This window comes from Cohaesibacter marisflavi, from assembly GCF_900115225.1.
In the GTDB taxonomy this organism is placed as follows: Bacteria; Pseudomonadota; Alphaproteobacteria; order Rhizobiales; family Cohaesibacteraceae; genus Cohaesibacter; species Cohaesibacter marisflavi.
This window is the reverse complement of the sequence record NZ_FOVR01000003.1, coordinates 1-16,885: the sequence shown is the minus strand read 5'-3', so window position 1 is coordinate 16,885 and position 16,885 is coordinate 1. Positions and strand designations below refer to the sequence as shown.

The following is a 16,885-nucleotide window of genomic DNA, read 5'->3' as shown; positions in this document are numbered from 1 at the left end:
ATGAACAAACAAGATTTGCACGAATTGGCGGCCGCCTATAGTGCCGCTTCGAATGGAAGGCTCATCAATTTGATGGGCCTTTTGCTTTTTCTGGCTTTGGCCGTGACGGTTGATCACCGGTATTTTCTGGTGGCGCTGGTGTCCATCCTTGCGGTGGCTGCAGCCTACTTCGCGGACATGCTCAATGAAGTGAGCCTGATGTGGGTGAGTGTCATTCTGACCGTGGTTCCCTTTGGTTTTCTTTTGTGGTTGGGGGTAGGGCTATGAGTGAAGAAAAGGTGGTTTCTCTCAACGGCGGGCCTGTCCCCTTGGCCGGACAAGTGCAGCAAGATGTGATTGATCGGCTTGAGGGACTTCTTTCTTGCGCCCGTTCTGGTGATCTCCAAGGCTTTGCCTGCATCGCTTATCACGCGGAAGATAAATGCAGTCGATGGCGGGCGGGGTCTCAGGGCGGATATGCCATGCTTGGTGCGCTGAAAGTCCTGTCTGATGAGATGAGCGATCTGATCAGGGAACCTGCAGAATGAACCGTGTTGTCATCAAACCGGCCACACGGCGCGATCTAAGCTTTGTTGCTGCTAATCTGAGTGATGAGGACAAGGCCGAAATCTATTGCCAGATGGACAAACCGGACAATCGCTTGATTGCCGAGATGGCTTATCAGGGCTCGCCCTTGTGGCGTTATGTGGCCTGGCTGGATGGTCAACCGGTGTTGGCGTTCGGTGTCGGCCTCTTCCATTCTCGGCTTGGTTTGGCATGGGCTTGGGGCACATCGCACAAGCTCCGCGCCTTTCCCGACGCAACCCGTTACATGCTTGATGTGGTCAAGCCTGCCTGTGTTGCCAGCGGGATCGCCCGCATTCATGCCGATGCACTTTCCACCCACTCCAGCGCCCATAAATGGCTCGTGCGCCTGGGCGCTCACAGAGAAGCCGTCATGCCCTCTTTGGGCTTGGGCGGAGAAACATTCTATCGCTATGCGTGGATCAACGAGGAATAGACCATGTGCTTTATGTCCACACCCAAGGTACAGCCAGCGCCCTCAACTCCTTCTGAGGATGATGAAGAAGTCAAGAAACGCAAGGCAGAAGAGGAGCGCAAGACGCGGGAGCAACAGGGGCGCCGTTCAACGATCCTTACAAGCATGTCCGGCGCTTCTGACTATGGGAAGAATTTGAAAGTCACCAAATTGGGACAGGCAGGAGCCTAGGAAATGGGACTTGTTCAAGACATTCTTGATCGCCAAACGCAATTGGCTTCTGACCGGTTGCCCTGGGAAAGTGAATGGGATGCTGTCATCCGGTTTGCTTTGCCCTATGAAAAGGGTGTGACCGGTATGAACCGGCTTGGCAGTGCGGAAAGCGTTCTGACCCAAGGGCCGCGCTCGAAACGGCCCGGAACGAAGCTGCTTGATGGCACTGCGATCTATTCGATTGAACGTCTGGCGGCGGGCATTCTGAGCCTGACAATGCCGCAGTCATCCAAGTGGCATGGATTGGGATCTGTTGACCCACTGGCTCCGGATCTGGATGAAGCTGCAGAAGATTGGTGCAGTCGTGTGACCGACTATCTGTTTGCGGTGCGCTATACGCCAAGGGCTGGTTTTGCCTCGGTCAATGAAATGGCGGTCAAGGCTGCATGCGGGCTTGGAACCGGCGTCATCTTTCTGGAAGAAAGCTTCGGGGATGCGCATACGCGTGAAGCGCAGATGCCGTTCAAATACAGCTATGCGCCCCTAGCTGAGTGTTTCCTTGGGCAGAATGCACAAGGCATTCACGATACCAATTACAGGCTGGTCAATTACAAGGCGCGACAGGCGGTCCAGAAGTTCGGGGAGAAGCATGTCTCGTCCAAGTTGCTCGATGCTGCCAATGATCCACGGCACAAAGACACGTCATTCCAGTTTATCCATGCCGCCATGCCAAGGGCAGAAGCTGGCAGCTCTGCTTCAAGCAATCGGGACAGTGCTGTTGCCTCCTACTGGGTTGAGGTTAGTGAAAAGAAGCTTGTCAAGGAAAGCGGCTATTTCACCTTCCCTTATGTTGTGCATCGTTGGGTGAGACGGGCAGACAGTCCTTATGGGGAAAGCCCCGTCATGCTGGCCATGCGAGAGATCGTGCGTTCCCAGATCATTGAAGAAGATGTGGCTCGTGGTGTTTCGCAGCAGGGCAAGCCACCTATCGCCACGGTCGCCGGGAAAGTGAATGGCAAGCAGGCCCCTTTGCGTGCGCCCAACTTTGCGCCGGGGGCCAATAACAAGGGCTATCTTGATCCATCAGGGGCGCTTTTTGCAAAACCAATGTTGGAGAGCAACGGGCAGGCATTGAGTTTCATGCTGTCCATTCAGGAGGCAAAGCGCCGCCAGATACAGGACATGCACTATATCAACCTGTTTCAGATCCTGGTCGATAATTCCCAGATGACCGCGACAGAGGTTTTGCAAAGGGCCCAGGAAAAGGGCGACCTTCTCGGGCCGGTCGGCACAAGCTTCCAGCAGTCGTCTTCGCTTCAGGTGGATCGCGAGCTTGAAATTCTGGAGCGCAAGGAGGCGTTTAATCCCGGCTCCGCTCTGGAAGCGCCAGACAGCATCTATGACCACGATATTCGGGCGTCCTCAACCTCTCCGATGGACCGCTTGCGCCGGACAGAGGAACTGATCGGGGCCAATGATGTGGTCGATACAGCTTTGAAATTCGCCCAGGCAGGAAAGACCAAGCTGCTTGAGCGGATTAATGAAGACGAAGTGGGTGATCTGGTTGCTGATGTGCGTGGGGCTTCCCGCAAAATCTTCTACAGCGAAGAGGAAATGGAAGCTCAACGTCAGCAGAAGGAGCAGATGGCTCAAATGCAGCAGATGCAAGCCGGTCTCGAAATGGCCGGGCAAGCGGCGGACGTTGCGAATAAAGGTGTACCGGCAGTGGAGCAGTTGAATGCGCTTATGGAACAGAGCCAGTAAAGACCGGGCCGTACTGCAAGCCAAGAAGAGGCTGGTTGAAGCCTGGATGCGCTTTAGTGAAGGCAAGGCCAGCAAGGATGATTTTGAAATCATCATGGCGGATCTAGCCAATTTCAGCGGGTGGGATCGCTATTGCGATCATCCGCCCGATAATGCGGAAGCACAATTTAATGAGGGAAAAAGGTCTGTCTTCGGGCGGGCCTTTTCCTTTTTGACGATGACGCGGGGCGAACGGATCGCCCTTTCACAGGCTGCTCTTGAAGAGGCCAGGGCAGAAGAAGGAGTTTGAAAATGAACCAAGGACTTATGAGCCTTATTCGCGGTGGTTTGATTGCTTTTGCGCCTGAAGACGAAGGTGCTGGCGGCGGGGATTCTGCGGGCGCTGGTGGTGCGGGAGAAGAAAATGCCTTTGCATCCAGTTTGACCGGAGAAGGCTTTGCCGACTTTGCCAAAGAGCAGGGATGGAATAGCGCCGACGATGCTGTGAAAGCCTATCAGGTTCAGCGGGCGGGCCTTGAAGGTATGATCAAGGTGCCGGGTGAGGATGCGAGCGATGAAGACCGCGCCGCCTTTGCCAAAGCGCTCGGGGTGCCGGATACAGAAGACGGCTATCAGTTCTCGTTGCCTGAGAAGATGCCGGAGAATGTCCAGTATGATGAAAATCTGGCCACGTCCTTCAAGGCAAAGGCCAAGGAGATCGGCTTAACACCTGCCCAGGCGCAAGCCCTACATGACTTCCAGATGGAAGCGGTCGGCACTCAAGCCAATGCCTTTCTGGAAGGGCAGAAGCAGGCTGAGGCTGAAAAGACAGCCAAGGCTGAAGCTTCCCATGATGCTCTTGTCAAAGCATGGGGCAAGGAAGGAAGCGAGAGCTATAACAAAAATTTGGCTCTAGCCAATCGGGCACTGAGCAAGATGGTGCCGGACGGCAAGCTCATGGAAGAGTTCAAGAGCAACGGTGTGTTTTCCGAAGATGGCGCGGTTCTGATGCCGCACTTTGCCCAGGCGCTCGCGGGTATTGGTCAAACACTCTACTCGGAAGATGGAGATTTGGACGGCGACAACCAGACAGATGAAAATCCATGGGATGCCGACACGTTCAACCTCACCAAACAGGGTGAGATTTACAAGGCAAACCCTGAAAAGGCGGAACGATTGAAAGCCGCCGCCAAGGCCAAACGCAAATAAGCGTAAAGCCGCAAACCAACCGCAACAACGTCAGTAACGGGAGATAAAAGTTATGGCGAAGGTGAAAATTAGTGATGTGATCGTTCCGGAGGTTTTCAATCCTTACGTTCTGGAACAGTCGGTTAAACTCGATACCCTGATTGCCAGTGGTATCGTGTCAAACGGGATTGACGGGCTCAATCTGTCCGGTGGCGGCTTCCTCTTCAAGATGCCGTTCTGGTTGAACCTGCGTAACAGCGGGTTGAGCGCGCAGCGCCTTTCTGACAATGATCCGCTTGTCCCGCGCAAGATCGGTGCTGGTAAGGATATGGCTCGCCTGCATATGCTGGGTGATGCCTGGTCATCCAACGACCTGTCCAAATATCTGGCCGGTGATGATCCTATGAAAGCGATTGCAACGGAAGTGGCTGGATATTGGGTTGACCAGCGCCAGAATATCCTTGTGCAGACCATCAAGGGGATTTTTGCAGCCGCTTCTATGGCAGTGCTGACCCACGATATCACCGCTCTTGCGGGTGGTGCGGCGCTTATTGACTTTGCATCAAGCGTTGATGCCGGTCAGAAGCTGGGCGACCAGAAAAGCAATGTCACTGGCTATCTGATGCACTCGGCTGTTGAAGCCAAGTTGGCCAAGGACAAGGCCATTGAATATGAGACGGTTGAAGGTAAGACGGATCGGGTGCCTGTCTATATGGGCAAACGCGTGATCGTCACCGATGCGCTTCAGCCGGTTGGTGGTGTCTATACCTCGCTGCTCTTTGGTGAAGGGGCCTTTGGGTATCAGGAACGCTCTCTTGAAGATGACGAGGCCCTTGAGACTGATCGTGACAAACTCGCGGGCGATGATCTGCTGATCAGCCGCAGTCACTTTGTGATGCATCCGCGTGGTGTCGCCTGGACTGAAACCAATGTTCCTGACAACGATACCAGCCCGACCGACGCGCAGATTGCGGACGGTGCCAACTGGAATCGTGTGTATGAGCCAAAGAACATCCGCATGGTTGCTCTGAAGCACAAGATCGCTGCCTAAGCCGCGACTTCCTCTTAATCATAACCCGACAAATGGCCGCCTCTGAGCGGCCTTTGTCGTATCTGGAGACATGTAGATGAGTGCAACAGCCCATCAGGCCCGCCGCCGCAAGGCTCTGGCGGCAAGAAAGCGCGATGAAGCGCGTGAAGAACAGGCTGCTTTGGCCGGTAAGGAACTGAAGGCAGCCTATGACAGCGTTGGAGAAAACGGAGCGCTACCGTCCGAGGCTCTGAATGCTGCCGTGACGCTTGAGCAGATCATGGAGAATCCTACGCTGAATGGTGACGACATCGCGCAAGCCCGCAAAGCGTTCGCTCTCGTTATGGCTGAAATCGAGTTGGCCGGAGATATCGAACCATTGCCGGTTACGTCTGATCTAACCAGCATCAACGGCATTGGCCCTGCCAAGGCAACCAAGCTTATGGAAGGTGGCATTGCCGATCTGGCGGCTCTTGCCAGTGCCAGCCCGGAACAGATCGAAGCTCTTTCGATTGATGATGACTGGATCACCGAAGCCAAAGCCCTGCTTGAAGGGGGCGAATAAGCCATGGCGAGCGGGTACACGGATACGGCCATCGCCAATCTGGCTTTGGGTCATCTCAATGAAAAAACGATTGCTGACTTCGATCAGACCGGCAATAGCAATGCGCGATGGTTCAAGACCAACTATGCGCACTATCGCAATGAGCTGTTGAGCCTTTATCCCTGGAACTGTGCCCGCTCGCGCGTGCTCTTGCCGGAAGCTGCCGAGAAACCGGCTTTCGGTTGGGACTATGCCTATCGTCTGCCTGAAGACTTCCTTTCTGGCATTCCTATTTACGGTGATGACAGTACGGAAATTGTGGTCGAGTATGAAGGTGATGAAGTCCTGACCAACCATGCCGGGCCGTTGAAGTTTCGGTACATCAAGCGGCTGGATGATCCGGCGAAGTTCAGCCAATTTTTCATCAACTGCCTGGTGCCTTATCTGGCTCTTGGCATGGCGCATAAAGTGACGGGCAAGAACTCTTATGCGCAAACAATGCAATTGCTCTTTGATGACGCATTCGAGAAGAACACCGCGCTTGAAGATCAGCAGAACACGCCCCTGGAGGCGCTCTACTGATGACGGTCAAGTTTCCTCAAGTCACGATGTCGCAAGGAGAGATATCTCCCTATTTGCATTCCAGATCTGATCTGGAGCAGTTTCGAAAAGGGCTGGAGATCTGCCGGAACTATCTCCTGATGCGGCATGGCGGGATCTATAAGCGATCCGGAACGCGCTTTATCGATCTGGCCAGAAACCAGAATGCACCATGTCGGCTGGTGCCTTTCGTCTTTTCGATGAAACAGCATTACATGCTGGAGTTTGGAACCGACTTCATTCGTTTCTATTCGGAGAAGGCACAGTTGCAGGCCACTGATGGATCGGGGGCCTATGAAATAGCCAACAGCTTCACCCAAGATCAGTTGAGCGCGTTTGACTATACCCAATCGAGCGACGTGTTGACGCTTGTCCATGGGGCTCACAAGCCGGCTGAACTAAAGCGTAACGGTGATGTTGATTGGAGCCTTGCTGCTATCACCTTTGACAGTCAGATAGACGGGTGGGGGGAAGACAGCTGGCCACAACATGTCTGCTATTTCAATGAACGGATCACCTTTGCCAACTGGACCTCGGACCCGCAAGGTATTGCCTATTCCAAATCCGGTGCATTCAAAATCCTCAAATATACCGGCGATGCTGGCGATCTTTCAGCCGATGATGCGATGTATCTTTCAATCCTTGCCGGGCAGGTCAATGAAATCAACTGGATTGCCGAAGGGGAGGAAATGCTCATCGGTACGGCTACGAGTGCCCGTATTGTCGGGCCTTCCGATAGTTCCGAGGTGTTCGGGCCGACCAATAGCCGCCAGAAGCGACAAGCCACTTATGGTTCAAGGGCGGTAAGGCCGGTTCAGGTAGGCGACGCTTTGCTTTATGTCGGTTTCTATGGGCGGAACTTGCATGAATATATCTATGATTCCAGCGCCTATAAGTTCATTGCTCCGGATCTGACAGTGGTCAATGAACACTTCTTTCGCTCTGGCATTGCCGAGCAAGCGTTCCAACAGCTTCCAGACTCTATCGACTGGATCAGGATGGAAAACGGTTCCTTCGTAGCTCTGACCTATGAACGGGATCAACAGATTGTGGGCGCTGTCGGTGTTGAGCTTGGTGGCGGTGGCAAGGTTGAGGCCGTGGCCACCAAACCGGGCAAGACTGGCGATGAAGTCTGGCTGCAAGTTGTGCGCACCCTCAACGGGCAAGAGGTCCGGACGATAGAAATCCTCGATCCGCCTTTTGAAGATCAAACGGTCGAAGATGGCTTCTTCATGGATTGTGGATTGACCTATGAAGGCGACCCGATCAATGAAGTCACAAACCTACCAGATTTCTTCGACGGGCAGGAAATCGCGATCCTCGCTGATGGCGTTGTGATGCCGCGTCAAACGGTGTCCGGAAATAGGTTTGCTCTTCCCAACGACCAGACAGCTTCGAAAATCCATTTCGGGTTTCCCTTTCGCGCCCATGGCAAGACCTTGCAGATTGTGGATGGTCGGCCAGACGGGACATCCATGGGAGAAAGAAAGCATGTTCAGCAGATCGGTATGGACGTGATCCGGACTGCTGATTTGCAAGTCTCCCAAAGTGAGCCTGACGAGGCGATGGAGACGGGTGAATTCGAAGATTTGACGCCAATGGAAGGCGACGAACTGGTTTCCAATTCTGTGCGTTTACAGACCGGTTTGCTCTCCGTCAGTCAAGATGGATGGAGCGATACCGGATCATTTCATTTCTGGTCAGACAAGCCTTTGCCTTGCCGGATCAGGGCAATCAAAACAACGGTGGACCTTTAGGATGTGTGCGATTGTTGGTGCAATTGTCGGGGCTGCGGCTTCGGTGATGCAAGGAGCTATGGCCGCGCAGTCGGCCAATGCCCAGGCTGCGGTTTATGACCGGCAGGCTCAAATGGAACGTGACCGGGGTGAGTATGAGGCTGGTCTTCAGGATAAGGCTTTGACCCGCACGCTTGGCAAGAACAGGGCTACGGCGCTTGCCAATGGTTTGGCTTTGGTTGGCACGCCAGCCGATGTCATTACCGACAACGCGGTTGAAGGTGCGCTCGATGTGCAGGCGATCCGCTATGGCGCAGAGGTGAACGCCACGAATTATGAAATGCAAGCGGATGTTAGCCGTATGCAGGGAAGGCAAGCCATGGCGGGTGGTGTCTTTGGTGCCATTTCTCCCATCATCAAAGGGGTTAGCCAAACATTTATGGGTGGAGGTGCCTACGCATGAAACTTCAGAAAGTGAATGCCGGTCGCAGGCTTGATACCGGTGCAGGCACAATGCCCCGCATAAGCAACTCGCCCATGTTGGCCCAAGGTATCAATCGGGCCGTTGATGCGGTTGCAGATTTCTCAACCTTGTATGAGAAGCAGCAAGCTAAATTGATGGGCTTCAAGGCTCAACAGGGCTTTGTGAAGCTTGGCAATAACCTCAACATGTCCATGTTGCAGGCAGAACAAACGATGCCTTCTGATGGTGGCAAGTTTGCCGATGAGCGTTTGGCAGACTTCGGGGAACAGTCCAAGAAGTTTCTGGATACCCTGCCGCCAGCCATGCAGGCCGCCTATGCGCCCAAATTGGAAGCGTTGCGCGGGGATGTGGCAGAGAAAGCGTCTCGTAAGCAATTTGCCCGCCGCAATCAGTTTTATATCGACGGTATCAGTGACATGGCAGATCGCCTCAAAAATGGTGTTCTGCAAAATCCGGACAGTTATGAAGAGACCGAGAGTCTTTTGGCCTCCAGTATCAACCAGACAGGTTTGCCTGATTGGAAGAAGTCAGAAGCCCTGAAGAATGTGCGCAAGGTGCTGCGTGGTCAAGCTTTGCAGGGGCTTGCTCTGGCGGGGCGGGTGGAAGACGCACGGACATTGGCCAAACAGTGGGATGCAGAGGACACCACGATTGGCAATGGATCAGTAACCGCGACGGAGTTGCCCGGTGAAGCGCAAAGGCTGCTGAGTGTTATCTCCGCTCCTGGCATAGAAGGGGCGGACTATAACACGCTTTATGGTGGTGGTTCCTTTGATGGCTATGGGGATCATCCGCGCAAGTCCATTCCTATCGATAGTGGGCGCAATGCGGGAAAGACCAGCTCTGCAGCCGGTCGCTATCAGTTCTTGGCCGGGACATGGGATGAGGCAGCCAAGGCGCTTGGCCTGAAAGACTTCAGCCCTGAAAATCAGGACCGGGCGGCGTGGTGGCTCGCTCAAAGGGATTATAAGGCCCGGACTGGTGGAGACTTGTTGGCTGATCTGGAGGCGGGCGCTTATGACAAGGTGCGAGCTGGTCTTGGCGGCTCTGGCAATGATACGACCTGGGAGGGGCTGCAGAAGATCTCTGATGCCTCATTTGCCAATGCCATGAACGCAGCCAGTGCGGTTGGCGCGGGTGATGGTGGCCAGATCGTGACCGATGGTGTGGGCTTGCACAAGGCCGAAGGGGCGCCCGTTCTCGCTGATCCAGCCTCCGGCATGGGGCAATGGGGACAGCTAACAGAAAAGGCGATTTCTGCTGCTGACAGCCAGAAGACAAAGGAAGGACTTACGCGATTTAATGCTTTGGATCTGAAGGTGGCTAACGGGGATGTGGTGAGCCTTGAGGATATCAACGCTGACAAGGTTATGACGGAGAACCAGAAAGCAACACTGATCCGGCGCGTAAAAGCCGATACCAAAAAACAGATTGCTCTTAATGCAACTGCCGAGCGGCTCAAGACCAATCCGGAGAGTTTTAATCCGTTTCTAAGCGAAGACCAAAAGGCGATTGATGATCTGTACAAATACCAAACCAAGGCGTCTGGAGGCATGAGCAGCAGTGATGAGGAAACACGCAAAGCCTCGATGGCCTTCGTTCTCTCACTGGCTGATCAACAAGGCATTGTTCCGAAAGGAGCGATTGCGGAAATGCGCCAAATGCTAGTCTCTGATGATGCTTCCAAGGTCAGAAACGGGTTGGAGATCGCAGCCTTTATCGCCAAGGATCACGCAGTCGAGCTTAAGGCGCGTGATGGTGGTTCCCCTCTGGCTCAAGCGGGGCGGGAATATGACTATTATGTCAATCATCTTGGTATGACGCCGGAAAAGGCAACGGCCCGCTATATGCAGCGTCTGACCCCAGAGTTCCAGCGTGAACGGGACCGACGCGAAAAGCTGCTCAATGGCAAGACCGGATACCTCGCGACTCTGGGTAAGAAAGAAGTCGCCAGTGCGTTCGGCGGCTTCTTCGGTAACCCGGATGTTGGCTTCACGGAGGGGCAGCGCCTTTCTATTGAAAGTGATTACAAGGATGCAGTCACCGAGCATTTTCTTGATACGGGCGATTGGGAGCTGTCGCAATATCTGGCGAAACAGGATCTGGTTGGCCCGACCGGCCTCTACGGGGTGACTGAAATCAATGGTTCCAAGGCCGTGATGCGGTTTCCGCCTGAAAAAGTCTATGCGCAATTCATCGCCCATGGCGGCAGCATTGAAGAGGTCGCGGAACAAGCCGCCTCGGATGCATCCGAAGTTTTTGGAACAGACATCAAGCGCGAAGATATCGGCTTTGTGGTGGATAGTGAGGCAGAAGCGGAAATCCGGGCAGGGAAGCCGAAATACCGGCTTGTGGTTCGGCTCAAGGGTAAAGACGGCCAGGACTACATCCAGACAACCCCGGCCTATTTCCAGTTTGATGAGAAAGCAGCGTTGGAGAAACGGCGGCAAAACCGCAGAGAAGCGCTTAAAGAAGATCCTCAAGAAAATGAAGACGATCTGATCGGTCGAGAAAAATCTCTGGACAGGTATCTTGATGGGCCTATCGCTCTGCCGACTGAAGCAATTGAAGATCTACCATCAGGCCCGGCCGAAAGAGGTGCGTCCAGAAACAGGCATGAAAGACGGCAGAAGCAGTTGGATCGGGCTGATGCAAAGAGGCTAGAGAAAGAAGCCAAGAGGCTTGAAGAAGATGAAAAGCGTGCGCGGCTGTTGAGTGAATATGAACAGAGAAGGAAACAGTGATGCCGTTGCTTGATCAAAATATGCAGCCAATCGAAGCACAGGACTTTCATAAAGATCTGTTGGTGAAGCCTCCTGAGAGACGTGGTAGCGATCAAGAGAGCCCTTCGGGGCTTGATACAATCTTGGCTAGTGTGCGGTCTGAGAGCCCAATCGCGGCTTATGTAACAGACCTTAGAAACTCGGTCTATTATGACCCGGACAAATCTGAGGAAGGGTTTGATATTGTCCAAGCCTCAATGGACGCTGGTCTATCAGATGAGCAATTTGATGATGTGATGCATATTCGCAATCGGAAGAGCTTCGATATCTGGATGGATCAATACCAGCAGGAGCAGCGCGATGAAAGAACATTGGCAGCCAGTGGATTGTTCGGCTTTGTTGCCCAATTCGGTGCAGGGTTGTTGTCGCCCACCTCACTTCTCCCTGGCGGGGCTTTGGTGAAAACAGGCAAACTAGGTTTGTCTGCAGGCAAGTCAGCCCTCTCGATTGGTGCTTGGACAGGCACTGCTGCCGCCATTGATGAGGTGGCGCTTAATCAGTTCCAGATTGACCGGAGTGCTGGTGAAAGTGCCGCGGCCATTGGCGGGTCTGTCTTGTTGGGGGCCTTGCTTGGTGGTGGTATGGCAAAGTATCTCAACAACCATCAGATCAATTCCCTGGCGATGGAATTGCAGGGCCACATCTACAAGGGAGATGTTGACGGTGAAGACGTTGGCGAACAGATCTCGCGATATGTAAACGGCAATAGCTCGGTTGGTGCAGCGGCCAACACAATCGAGAGCATCGAAAATAACACGATTGCCGGAAAGACAGCGCAGAAGCTTGCCAAGTTGACACTTTCCAATCCGCTCTTGCGCGGCCTTCAATCGCCAAGTCCTGTGGTTCGGGACGCTGTTACCAAGTTGGTTGAGAACCCGATCTATCTGAAAAAGAATCTGGATGGACATGCGTCCATGTTGTCAGTGGAAACCGCCATCAAAGAGTGGGACCGTGGGGCGCTGGCCCAAGGCATGGAAGGATATAAGGGGGCTTATAAGGCGTACCGCCGAGCCGGGGGGAAATTGAACCAGGCTGACTTTGCCGAACGCGTAGCAAAGGCCATGCGGCGCGGTGATGTTGATCCCGATGGCGATCCTCATGTTCAGCAAGCGGCAAAGATCTGGCGTGAAAAAGTCTTTGATCCTTTAAAGGACATGGCTATTCAGGCCGGGCTTCTACCCGAAGATGTCCAGCCAGCCAACGCGATTTCCTATCTCTCTCGCGTCTATAATAAGCCGCTAATTGAAGCTGATGAAGAAGGCTTCAAGCGGATGGTGCGCGACTGGGCCAATGGTGCTGTTCGGGAAGATATCAGAAGGGCGCGTGCAGCCGGAGACCGACGCCTTGGAGATGTAGACCGGGAAATTCAGGAGCTGAAGGTCAACCAGCTACGGGAAGAAGAAGCTTTCAAGAGACGCCAGCAGCGCAAACCCGAAAGCCTTCCTGATGGGCTGGAACCGGATGATCTGCAAGGCATGATCAATGTGGTTCAAGGACCGCGACCACAGCAGCCTGAAACCTTGATGCAGTTCCTGCGGCGTCGGGGTGGCCTCTATGATCCTGATGGTGAATTGGTAGCGCTGGGGATCAATCATAAAAGCCAGCCGGGCTTTCTGAGGAAGACGCGCCGTGAAACGATGAGCAAGGAGGGCGGTTGGGATCTGGACACAGCAGCCCGCATGGCGTGGGAAGAAGGCTTTATCCGGTCTCCTGATCGTCCGACCGTGGCCGAGTTTCTTGATGCTCTGTCCGATGACTTTTCGGGAATGCGCCGTGTGGTGCGTGAAGTGGATGAGGAATTGGCCCAGGCTGCGGACAATTATGATGATCTGATCCGCGCACTGGATGAGCTGGATATCAATGTTGGTGAAAAGGATCCACTCAAGCGCTTTCGAAATGTCAAAGAGCATCTGACCACTGAAAGCGTGTTGCGCCGGTTTGTCGATGCGAGAAAACATCAGATGCAAATGCGAATTGGCAAACTGCAAGAAAGGCTGGCTCAGATAGAGGGGGCTGTTGGTCAGAGACCCCTGATTGAAGACGATATTGATTTTGACGATCTCTCAAAAATGGAGCTGGAAGAGGAGGTTGAACATGTCGTGGAGAGCATCTGGCGCAAGGTTACAGGGCGGCCAGATCTGGAAGAAGAAACGGGCTTAACAGCGTTCCGGAAGCGTTTGCCGGAGAGCAAGCGCGGGCCAATGAAATCCAGAACGTTTGATATTGATGACAAAATTCTTGAACCTTGGCTTGAGAACAATGTTGAAGCAGTTGCGCGACGCTATGCACGGGTCATGTCTGCCGATATTGAGCTGACGCGAAACTTCGGAAGTGCCAACATGGAAGGGTTGGTCACGAAAATCTCGGATGATTACGAGAAGCTCCGGGCTCTTGAAACAGATCCCAAGAAGAGGCAGGCTTTGAGCAAGCGCGAGAAGAGCGATCTTGCTGATATCAATGCGATGCGGGATCTCCTGCGCGGCCAGTTCGAGCCGGACAAACAGGCAACGCTATTTGCGCGGATCGTGAATCTGGCAAATATCTTCAACTACACGCGAGCGCTTGGGGGCGTCAGCATTTCCAGTTTGCCGGATATTGCGCGCCCGATGATGGTGCATGGCCTCTCCCGCTACATGAAAGACGGGATCAAGCCCTTGATGGCGCACCGCAAGGCTTGGAAGATGTCCGTTAAAGAGGCTCATCTTGCCGGGACTGTGGTCGAGAAAACACTCCAATCGAGAATGGCGAACTGGAGTGAAATTGCCGATCCTTATGCGCAATTCTCTCCGTTTGAGAATTTCATGCAGAATGCAGCGAGCGTCTTTTCGAAGGTTAACGGGTTGACCTATTGGGATGACTTCATGAAATCGGTCGCTTCGGTCATGACGCAAAATAGGCTGATTGAGAATATGCACAATATCACCAAGCTCGATGGCAAGGAGCGGTCCTACATGGCCTATCTGGGGATCGACGAGGCAACCAGCTCGGCTTTGAAAAAGGAACTCAGTCGCCATGCTGAAAAGATTGTTGGAGTGTGGGTGGCCACCACCGAGAAGTGGGAAAGCAAGCATGCCGTTCGGATGTTTCGGGCAGCGTTGAATAAGGATGTTGACTCCATCATTGTGACCAAAGGTATTGGTGATGTGCCTGTCTTTGCTCACACGCCAACGGGACGCCTATTGCTTCAGTTCAAGAGCTTCGGGCTTGCCTCACATCAAAGGGTTTTGATGCGGGGCATGCAGGAAGATGCAAAGAGCCTTACGGCGGGCATGGTCTTTGCTACGACTATTGGCGCTGCGGTCTCTGCCTTGAAAAATATCGAGAGCAATCGCGACCTATCGGATAATCCGGGAACATGGATTGCTGAAGGGATCGACCGATCTGGCTTGATGACGGTGTTTTTCGAATTGAACAACACTTATGAGAAAGTGGGTGGTACTGGGATCTATGGTGGATTGCAAAAAGCGTTTCCTGATCGGGATCAGTCGGGAAGGGCCTCGCGCTATGCTTCGCGCAATGTTGTCTCTTCGATGCTTGGCCCCTCGATGGGGCCTGCGGAAGATTTTGCCCGGCTGCTCTATGCGATGCATCAGGGTGATTTGACGCCAGGAGATATAACGGCAATCCGGCGATTGGTGCCTTTTAGCACATTGCCGTTTGTCCGGTCTGTGCTGGAATATGGCATCTTGCCTCCGCTCAAAGATGCGGTTCGCTGAGAGTTACAATCAAAGTTAGTGCAACAGGCTCGCTTAGGCGGGCCTTTTTTATGGGAACTGAAGAATGGCAGTAACCAACGAAGAAAACAGATGGGAGGCTACCGGCGACGGGATGACGAAGCGGTTTGTCATCAAAGCCAAGTTTGACCGGAACGCCGACATTGCCGTCTATCTTGATGGTGTGAGGGCTACAAGTGGCTTCACCGTAGAAGGAGCGGGGAATGCAACGGGTGGCGCCGTTGTATTTGCACAAGCGCCAGATGATGGCGTGAGTGTCATCCGAGAAATCGACCCCGCAGTCGTGCAGCTGCTAGACTTGCCCAACGCTGGCGGTGGGGCGGCTGCGCTCAATCTGATCGAGCGCGGTCTTGATCGCCTGACCATCATAGCTCAAGTGCTCAAGAGTAAAGTTGAGCGGGCATTGATTATTCCTGATGGGGTGAATGATGATGTGGCCGCGTTCGATGCGCGTGGTTTTAGGCTTGAAAATGTCGCCTCTCCTGAAAAGGGAGCGGATGCAACAAACAAAGATTGGGTTGAGCAAGAGGTTGCCAGCCAGATCGATGAGAAGACTTTGCATGAATCCGCCGATGGGCAGTTTGATGCGGCTGGCCGGTCTATCCGCAACCTGCCAGAACCGACACAGGAAGACGAAGCCGCAACATTGGGCTGGGTTCTCAAGCGCTCTGCCATTGCTGGCCCACAAGGAGAGAAAGGCCCTGACGGTGATCAGGGACCAGAAGGACCAACGGGGCCTGTCGGACCTCAAGGCCCAATCGGCCCGAAGGGTCCGGAAGGGGATCAGGGAGAGCAGGGGCCAATCGGTATTCAGGGGCCACAAGGTAAGCGCGGCCCGATAGGACCGGAAGGCCCGGCCGGAGAGCAAGGACCACAAGGGATGGTAGGCCCACAAGGCCCGACGGGACCGCGTGGTCCTGAAGGCGTGCAGGGTCCAATTGGTATCCAGGGGCCGCAAGGCCCACAGGGCGCTGAAGGTCCGATGGGCGAAAGCTATGAAGTCGATAGCATGGGGCTCATCGCCAATCGCGCGGAATATGACACCAAGCCATACATGTGGTCGTTCCTGGCAATTGATGAAGGTAAAATCTATTGGAAGCGATCCAACGAAATTGCCCATTGGACCGATGGCATTGCCTTCGGGCGTGGCCCAACCGGTTCACAGGGACCACAGGGGCCGCAAGGTGTCAAAGGCGAGAAGGGGGATCTTGGCCCTCAAGGTGAAGCCGGACCTCAAGGTCCACAGGGGATAGAGGGGCCGACCGGCGCAGCAGGGGCTCGTGGCCCAGAGGGACCGGAAGGCCCAATCGGGCCGCAAGGTGTTGTCGGTGCTCAGGGGCCGCAAGGCATTCAGGGCGTTAAAGGCGAAACCGGCCTTCAGGGACCGATAGGCCCGAGCGGCCCGACTGGCCCGCAGGGGCCTAAAGGGGATCGTGGCGCGACCTGGCGCGGCAGTTGGTCAGCGGCCATGGCCTACGTTGTCAATGATCTGGTTGAATATGACGGCTCTACTTACATCGCCCTTGCATCCTCTTCCAATGTGGCTCCAACCGGATCGCTTGGCACCAAATGGGCTCTCTTTGCAGAAGCAGGATCGGCCAGCAACCACACCCATGATGACCGCTACTATACCAAATCGATCGCTAATGGACGCTATCTGGGCAAGAGCGCCACTGCAGCCAACGCTGCAAAGCTTGGTGGCCATTTGCCAAGCTATTTTGCAACGGCAACTAGCCTCGATGACTACTACAACAAATCCACCTCAGATAACCGGTATCTGCGCAAGGGAGCAAAGGCCGCAGACAGTGACAAGCTGGACGGGAAGCACGCAAGCGCGTTTGCTCTAAAGAC

General features: G+C 54.1%; 14 protein-coding genes and 1 pseudogene. All 15 read left to right on the top strand.

The genetic code is table 11. From position 1 onward, the window contains the following. Positions 1–267 carry a hypothetical protein gene (locus tag BM258_RS06765; RefSeq protein ID WP_090070490.1) on the top strand — a complete coding sequence of 89 codons (267 nt, stop codon included), beginning with the start codon at positions 1–3 and terminating at the stop codon, positions 265–267. Continuing rightward, positions 264–527, top strand: a complete 264-nt coding sequence (locus BM258_RS06760; RefSeq protein ID WP_090070488.1) for a hypothetical protein — start codon at positions 264–266, stop codon at positions 525–527. The genes BM258_RS06765 and BM258_RS06760 overlap by 4 nt, the downstream gene beginning before the upstream one ends. Continuing rightward, positions 524–1,000, top strand: coding sequence for a hypothetical protein (locus BM258_RS06755; protein WP_090070486.1), 477 nt, complete (start codon positions 524–526; stop codon positions 998–1,000). Before BM258_RS06760 ends, BM258_RS06755 begins: the two co-directional genes overlap by 4 nt. A gap of 3 nt (positions 1,001–1,003) precedes the next feature. Continuing rightward, the gene (locus BM258_RS06750; protein WP_090070484.1) at positions 1,004–1,210 is read left to right on the top strand and encodes a hypothetical protein; all 207 of its coding nucleotides are present in this window, start codon (positions 1,004–1,006) and stop codon (positions 1,208–1,210) included. Positions 1,211–1,213: 3 nt separating this feature from the next. Then, a complete protein-coding gene (locus BM258_RS06745; protein WP_090070482.1) occupies positions 1,214–2,956 on the top strand; it encodes a portal protein in 1,743 nt (580 codons plus the stop codon). Further along, positions 2,931–3,245 (top strand): Bbp19 family protein, encoded by a 315-nt coding sequence (locus BM258_RS06740; RefSeq protein ID WP_139229219.1) that lies wholly within the window; start codon positions 2,931–2,933, stop codon positions 3,243–3,245. The genes BM258_RS06745 and BM258_RS06740 overlap by 26 nt, the downstream gene beginning before the upstream one ends. 2 nt (positions 3,246–3,247) lie before the next feature. Beyond that, positions 3,248–4,144 (top strand): hypothetical protein, encoded by an 897-nt coding sequence (locus BM258_RS06735; RefSeq protein WP_090070478.1) that lies wholly within the window; start codon positions 3,248–3,250, stop codon positions 4,142–4,144. A 52-nt stretch (positions 4,145–4,196) separates the two neighbouring features. After that, on the top strand, positions 4,197–5,174 hold the full coding sequence (locus tag BM258_RS06730; RefSeq protein WP_090070476.1) for a major capsid protein: 978 nt from the start codon (positions 4,197–4,199) through the stop codon (positions 5,172–5,174). 76 nt (positions 5,175–5,250) lie between these two features. Then, positions 5,251–5,718: a helix-hairpin-helix domain-containing protein gene (locus tag BM258_RS06725; RefSeq protein WP_090070474.1), complete on the top strand. Its 468-nt coding sequence runs from the start codon at positions 5,251–5,253 to the stop codon at positions 5,716–5,718. A 3-nt stretch (positions 5,719–5,721) separates the two neighbouring features. Then, positions 5,722–6,279 carry a phage connector family protein gene (locus tag BM258_RS06720; RefSeq protein ID WP_090070471.1) on the top strand — a complete coding sequence of 186 codons (558 nt, stop codon included), beginning with the start codon at positions 5,722–5,724 and terminating at the stop codon, positions 6,277–6,279. After that, positions 6,279–8,054, top strand: coding sequence for a phage tail protein (locus BM258_RS06715; protein ID WP_090070468.1), 1,776 nt, complete (start codon positions 6,279–6,281; stop codon positions 8,052–8,054). The genes BM258_RS06720 and BM258_RS06715 overlap by 1 nt, the downstream gene beginning before the upstream one ends. Before the next feature lies 1 nt (position 8,055). Next, positions 8,056–8,496, top strand: coding sequence for a hypothetical protein (locus BM258_RS06710; RefSeq protein ID WP_090070466.1), 441 nt, complete (start codon positions 8,056–8,058; stop codon positions 8,494–8,496). Continuing rightward, positions 8,493–11,261 (top strand): lysozyme family protein, encoded by a 2,769-nt coding sequence (locus tag BM258_RS24250; RefSeq protein ID WP_210186682.1) that lies wholly within the window; start codon positions 8,493–8,495, stop codon positions 11,259–11,261. Before BM258_RS06710 ends, BM258_RS24250 begins: the two co-directional genes overlap by 4 nt. Beyond that, on the top strand, positions 11,261–15,016 hold the full coding sequence (locus tag BM258_RS06700) for a hypothetical protein (RefSeq protein ID WP_090070464.1): 3,756 nt from the start codon (positions 11,261–11,263) through the stop codon (positions 15,014–15,016). The genes BM258_RS24250 and BM258_RS06700 overlap by 1 nt, the downstream gene beginning before the upstream one ends. Positions 15,017–15,080: 64 nt before the next feature. Further along, a pseudogene (locus BM258_RS06695) lies at positions 15,081–16,885 on the top strand (hypothetical protein); the annotation flags it as partial.